General features: G+C 72.3%; 4 protein-coding genes and 1 pseudogene. 4 read left to right on the top strand and 1 reads right to left on the bottom strand.

Annotated elements, in window-relative coordinates; translation table 11 throughout:
- A pseudogene (locus Q0R63_RS05745) lies at window positions 1-486 on the top strand (homoserine kinase); the annotation flags it as partial.
- Window positions 487-796: 310 nt separating this feature from the next.
- Window positions 797-2998, top strand: a complete 2202-nt coding sequence (gene rho / locus Q0R63_RS05740; RefSeq protein ID WP_295695201.1) for a transcription termination factor Rho — start codon at window positions 797-799, stop codon at window positions 2996-2998.
- Window positions 2999-3144: 146 nt separating this feature from the next.
- Here rho and Q0R63_RS05735 read toward each other — a convergent pair whose 3' ends face one another.
- Window positions 3145-3909 carry a peptidase E gene (locus tag Q0R63_RS05735; RefSeq protein ID WP_295695199.1) on the bottom strand — a complete coding sequence of 255 codons (765 nt, stop codon included), beginning with the start codon at window positions 3907-3909 and terminating at the stop codon, window positions 3145-3147.
- A 206-nt stretch (window positions 3910-4115) separates the two neighbouring features.
- Here Q0R63_RS05735 and rpmE point away from each other — a divergent pair, with 206 nt between their 5' ends.
- Together rpmE and Q0R63_RS05725 are read left to right on the top strand one after the other, a co-directional pair.
- Complete coding sequence (gene rpmE, locus Q0R63_RS05730; protein ID WP_295695197.1) at window positions 4116-4337, top strand: 50S ribosomal protein L31; 222 nt, start codon at window positions 4116-4118, stop codon at window positions 4335-4337.
- Window positions 4338-4442: 105 nt separating this feature from the next.
- A partial coding sequence (locus Q0R63_RS05725; RefSeq protein WP_295695195.1) for a PCRF domain-containing protein occupies window positions 4443-5271 on the top strand: 829 nt, incomplete at its 3' end.

The following is a 5271-nucleotide window of genomic DNA, read 5'->3' as shown; positions in this document are numbered from 1 at the left end:
TGGACCGTCGACGCCGGTATGCCGCGTGCCGGCCGCACCGGCACCGCGCGGATCGCCGTCCACGAGGACCTGCGTCCCGTGCTCCTCGTGCCCGCGACGACCCTCGCCACCCACAAGGCCCGCGCCGTGCTGCCCGCCACGGTGCCGCACCACGAGGCGGCCCAGGGAGCCGGCCGCGCCGCGCTGCTCGTCGAGGCCGTCAGCCGACGCCCCGACCTACTGTTCGCCGCGACCCGCGACTGGCTGCACCAGGAGCCGCGGCGGCCGGCCTTTCCGGCGACCATGGCGCTCGTCGACCACCTGCGGGCCCAGGGGCACGCGGCGGTGGTGTCCGGCGCCGGACCCTCGGTCCTCGTGCTGACGACGGTCGACCTCGAGGACGACGTCGTCGTGCCGGCCGACCTCGGGGGGGAACAGGCGTGGGAGCGGCTCGCGCCCGGCATACCCGACGGGGGGGTGGTGGTCACCGCGCTCGGGGGGGCGTGAACGGCACCGGTGGGGTCTGCTGCTGGTGTTAGTCTGAAGGCGCGACGTGAGCGTGGCTGCGATCTGTGGCCGGACCTCTGCGACGCGCACCTCCCACCACGTACGGGGACGTCGTCGCCTCCCGGTCGTGCCCTGCACGGCTCAGCGGTGGATTCCAGAAGCCAACGACCGGTTGGCTCGGTTCCGGTGTCGGCTCTGCCACACCGATGACGAGGGGGAAGGATCCTTCGTGACAGACACCACCGACCTTGCCGCGCCCACCGAGGCGACAGGCAAGGCCGCCCGCTCTGGTCGGAGCGGGCTCGCCGCGATGAACGTCGCGGATCTGAAGGGCCTGGCCGGCCAGCTCGGCATCAGGGGCACGACCAAGATGCGCAAGGACGACCTCGTGCAGGCGATCACGGCACACCAGTCGGGCCAGAGCCCTGCAGCTGCCTCTCGGTTGTCCGGCGAGACGCCTTCACGCGCTCCCGCCGCGCCGTCGGGCTCCGCCGCGCCGGTGGGCCGGCAGGAGGTCGCCGACCCGTCGTCCCCGCAACGCAGCGAGCGTTCTGAGAACAGTCCGGGCACCCGGCCTCTCGAGCGGTCGGAACGGCCTGAGCAGCGCGAGCTGACGGAGCAGCCGGAGCAGTCCGAGCGCACCGACGTCGTGGTGCGGTCCGAGCCGGTAGCGACCGAGCGGGTACGCACCTCCCGCCGGGCCGAGTCGGGGACGACCACCCCGGCCGTGGACCGAGCCGCCGCAGCCACGACCCGGCGCCTCGAGGACGAGCTCCGGATCGAGCTCCCCACCCGCCCGGCCGACAGCTCCGCGCGACGTTCTGGTGGCGGCACCGACCAGGCGAGTCAGCCAGAGCCTCGCGACCGCACCGCCGAGCGCACGGATCGGCCGGAGCGGACCACACGCGCCGACCGCGACAACCATCAGAACGGCGGACCCCGCCAGACCCCACCGGCGAACCAGGGCGGCCAGGTCGCGCGTGGTGGCCAGGGGAGCCAGTCCGGCCAGGGCGGGCAGTCCGGCCAGGGCGCTCAGTCCGGCCAGGGCGCTCAGTCGGGCCAGGGCGCTCAGCCGGGCCACGCTGCCCGAGGGGGCCAGGCCGGCACCGGCTCGGCCGTCGCGAACCGCGCGCAGGGTGGCCAGCCCGCCTCGCGCAACCAGGGCGCGCCCGCGGTCCAGCCCGCGCCCGCCCACCAACCCGCTCCCGCGCACCAGTCTGCCGCCGGCGGTCAGAGCTCAGCCAACGGCCCCGACGGAGACGACGACGACGACCACCCCGGTGGCCGGCGCCGCAACCGGCAGCGCAGCCGCGACCGGAAGCGGGGGCGCACGACCACCGGCACTCCCGACTACGAGCCCGAGCTGCAGATCGCCGACGACGACGTCCTCGTCCCGGTCGCCGGCATCCTCGACGTGCTGGACAACTACGCGTTCGTGCGGACCTCCGGCTACCTCCCGGGGCCCAACGACGTCTACGTCCCGCTCGGCCTGGTGAAGAAGAACGCGCTGCGCAAGGGCGATGCCATCACCGGCGCGGTCAAGGCGCTGCGCGAGGGCGAGCAGGTGCCGACCAACGGCACCAGCCGGCAGAAGTTCAACGCCCTGGTGCGGCTCGACAGCATCAACGGCGCGGCGGCCGACGAGACGCGGGTCCGGCCGGAGTTCGAGCGGCTGACCCCGCTCTACCCCCAGGAGCGGCTGCGCCTCGAGACCGACGCGCACGGCTACACGACGCGGATCATCGACCTCGTTGCCCCGATCGGCAAGGGCCAGCGCGGCATGGTCGTCGCGCCCGCCAAGGCCGGCAAGACGATGGTCATGCAGGCGATCGCCAACGCGGTCACGACCAACAACCCCGAGTGCCACCTGATGGTCGTCCTGGTCGACGAGCGTCCGGAGGAGGTGACGGACATGCAGCGGGCCGTCAAGGGCGAGGTCATCGCCTCCACCTTCGACCGTCCGGCCGAGGACCACACCACGGTCGCCGAGCTCGCCATCGAGCGCGCCAAGCGTCTCGTCGAGCTCGGGCACGACGTCGTCGTGCTCCTCGACTCGATCACGAAGCTCGGCCGGGCCTACAACCTCTCGGCTCCGGCCTCGGGCCGCATCATCGCGGGCGGGGTCGACAGCGCGGCGCTCTACCCGCCGAAGAAGTTCTTCGGGGCAGCCCGCAACATCGAGAACGGCGGCTCGCTGACCATCATCGCGACGGCGCTCGTCGAGACCGGTTCGCGGATGGACGAGGTGATCTTCGAGGAGTTCAAGGGCACCGGCAACATGGAGCTGCGCCTCTCGGGTGAGCTCGCCAACCGCCGGATCTTCCCCGCGGTCGACGTCAACAGCTCCGGCACGCTGCGCGAGGAGATCCTGCTCGGCGACGACGAGCTCCGGCTGATGTGGAAGCTGCGCCGGGTGCTCGCCGCGCTCGAGCCCCAGCAGGGCGTCGAGCTGCTCCTCGAGCGGCTCAAGAAGACCCACAGCAACGCCGAGTTCCTGCGCCAGGTCCAGTGACGGCGTCCCACCGTCGCGGCTGACTGACGGGACAGCTGAGGGACTGTGAACCGGTGTGAGTCCGGTATGTCGGTCGGCTGGGGCGGCATACCGGGCACCTGCCGGTCCTCCGTCCCCACCGCCGCCCGGTATGCCGCAAAGCCGGCTCAGCCCGTTGGCCCGCCCAGCGCCCGCGTCGGCACCCGCTCCTCGCGCCACCCGCCGGATCCGTCCGGCTCGACCCACCAGGCCGTGCTGCGGGGTCGCAGCGTCACCGCCTCGTGGAGCCGGGTCCCGACGTAGTGCAGCCCGACGCCGTCCTCACCGGCATACCCGGCGTCGAGCACGCCCTCGGCGACGAGGCGCCGGTACGTCGCCCGACGGGGCTGGTCGTCGAAGTCGTCGTGCACGCCGTTGCTGAACGGCAGCAGACCCAGCCCGTCGGTGAAGGGGGCGAGGTCATCGCCGAACGAGTCGGTCGGTCCGCCGGTATGCCAGCAGATGCTCCCCGCGCTGGCGCCCGCGAGCACGACGCCGGCCTCCCAGCACTCCCGCAGGATCGCCGGTAGACCGTGCGCACGCCACACCGCCATGAGGTTGACGACGCTTCCGCCCTCGACGAGCACGAGATCCTGCTCGAGCAGGTGCGCGCGCACGTCGGGCACGCTCGGCTGGAGGAAGAGCGTGAGGACCGTGAGGTCGACGTCGGGCCGACGCCGGGCGAAGGTCTCGCGGTGACTGCGGATCGCCTCGGCGGAGTCGCCCACCGCGGTCGGCACATAGCAGACCCGGGTCTGCCGGTCGCCGCGTCGGACCGGGTCAGCCGGATGGACGAGCGACAGCGCGTGGTCGATCAGGTGCCAGCCCTCCAGCCGGTCGCCCTCTCGGGTGAGGAGCCCGCTGAACGCGAAGATCTGCCGGTGGTCAACCACGAGGGGGCACAGTAGCGCCACCCCGGCGCGCTTGACTCAGCGTCGAGTGGCCGCCCGCGGGGGGAATGAGCGGCACCGCGGCGCCGTTTAGGTAGGCGTGCCCTGCTCTGGCACACTTGAGCGCTGGACCGGTTCACGGCATCCCCGGATCCCCACACCAGGTGGGGCTCCCGCCGACCCGGCTCGGCCTGATCCTAGGAGAGCGCATGAAGAAGGACCTTCACCCCAGCTACGTGGACACCACGGTCACCTGCACCTGTGGCAACACGTTCGTCACCCGCAGCACTGCCTCGTCCGGCTCGATCAGCGCCGACGTCTGCTCGCAGTGTCACCCCTTCTACACCGGCAAGCAGAAGATCCTCGACACCGGTGGCCGCATCGCCCGGTTCGAGGCCCGCTACGGCAAGAAGACCACCACCACCAGCTAGCTCGTCCCGCGACGCCGGTCCCGCAGCAGGTTCGCCTGCCGATGGGGCCGGCGTTTCGCATGACAGGACGACACGCACGACACGGAGCACGAGAAGGAGCGAGCCATGAGCGAACCCGGTACCGAGCCGGTCCAGGCCCTCCTCGACGAGCACGCCGACCTCGAGCGCCGTCTCGCCGAGCCCGAGATCCATACCGACCAGGCCCTCGTCCGCACCCTCAACAAGCGGTATGCCGCCCTCGCCCCCACCGTCGCCGCGCACCACGCGCTGGCCACCGCCCGCGACGACCTCACCGCTGCCCGCGAGCTCGCCACCGAGGACGCCGGATTCGCCGCCGAGGTCCCCTCCCTCGAGGCCGACGTGGCCGACGCCGAGGACCACCTGCGCCACCTGCTCATCCCGCGCGACCCCGACGACGACCGAGACGTCATCCTCGAGGTCAAGGCGGGGGAGGGCGGCGAGGAGTCGGCGCTCTTCGCCGGCGACCTGCTCCGGATGTACACCCGCTGGGCCGAGAAGCGCGGCTGGCGGGCCGAGCTCATCGACGCCACCGAGTCCGACCTCGGGGGCTACAAGGAGGCACGTCTCTCGGTCAAGGCCAAGGGGACGCCGCCGCCCGGCGAGGCCCCCTGGGCGCTGATGAAGTTCGAGGGCGGCGTCCACCGCGTCCAGCGCGTGCCCGTCACCGAGAGCCAGGGCCGCATCCACACCTCGGCGGCGGGGGTCCTCGTCATGCCGGAGATCGAAGAAACCGCGGCCACGGTCCTTGGTCCCAATGACCTCCGCATCGACGTCTACCGCAGCTCCGGCCCCGGCGGTCAGAGCGTCAACACCACCGACTCGGCCGTCCGGATCACCCACCTGCCGACCGGTCTCGTCGTCTCCTGCCAGAACGAGAAGTCGCAGCTGCAGAACAAGGAGGCGGCGATGCGGG

Origin of the sequence: Lapillicoccus sp. (genome assembly GCF_025353065.1) — a bacterium.
Taxonomy (GTDB): domain Bacteria; phylum Actinomycetota; class Actinomycetes; order Actinomycetales; family Dermatophilaceae; genus Lapillicoccus.
Note: the sequence above shows the minus strand (reverse complement) of the source record. Positions and strands in the feature narration are given on the sequence as shown.

Bases quoted from the DNA above. Each gene is read 5' to 3' on its own strand.
- rho (WP_295695201.1), top strand. From the start codon at position 797: ATGAACGTCGCGGATCTGAAGGGCCTGGCCGGCCAGCTCGGCATCAGG.
- rpmE (WP_295695197.1), top strand. From the start codon at position 4,116: ATGAAGAAGGACCTTCACCCCAGCTACGTGGACACCACGGTCACCTGC.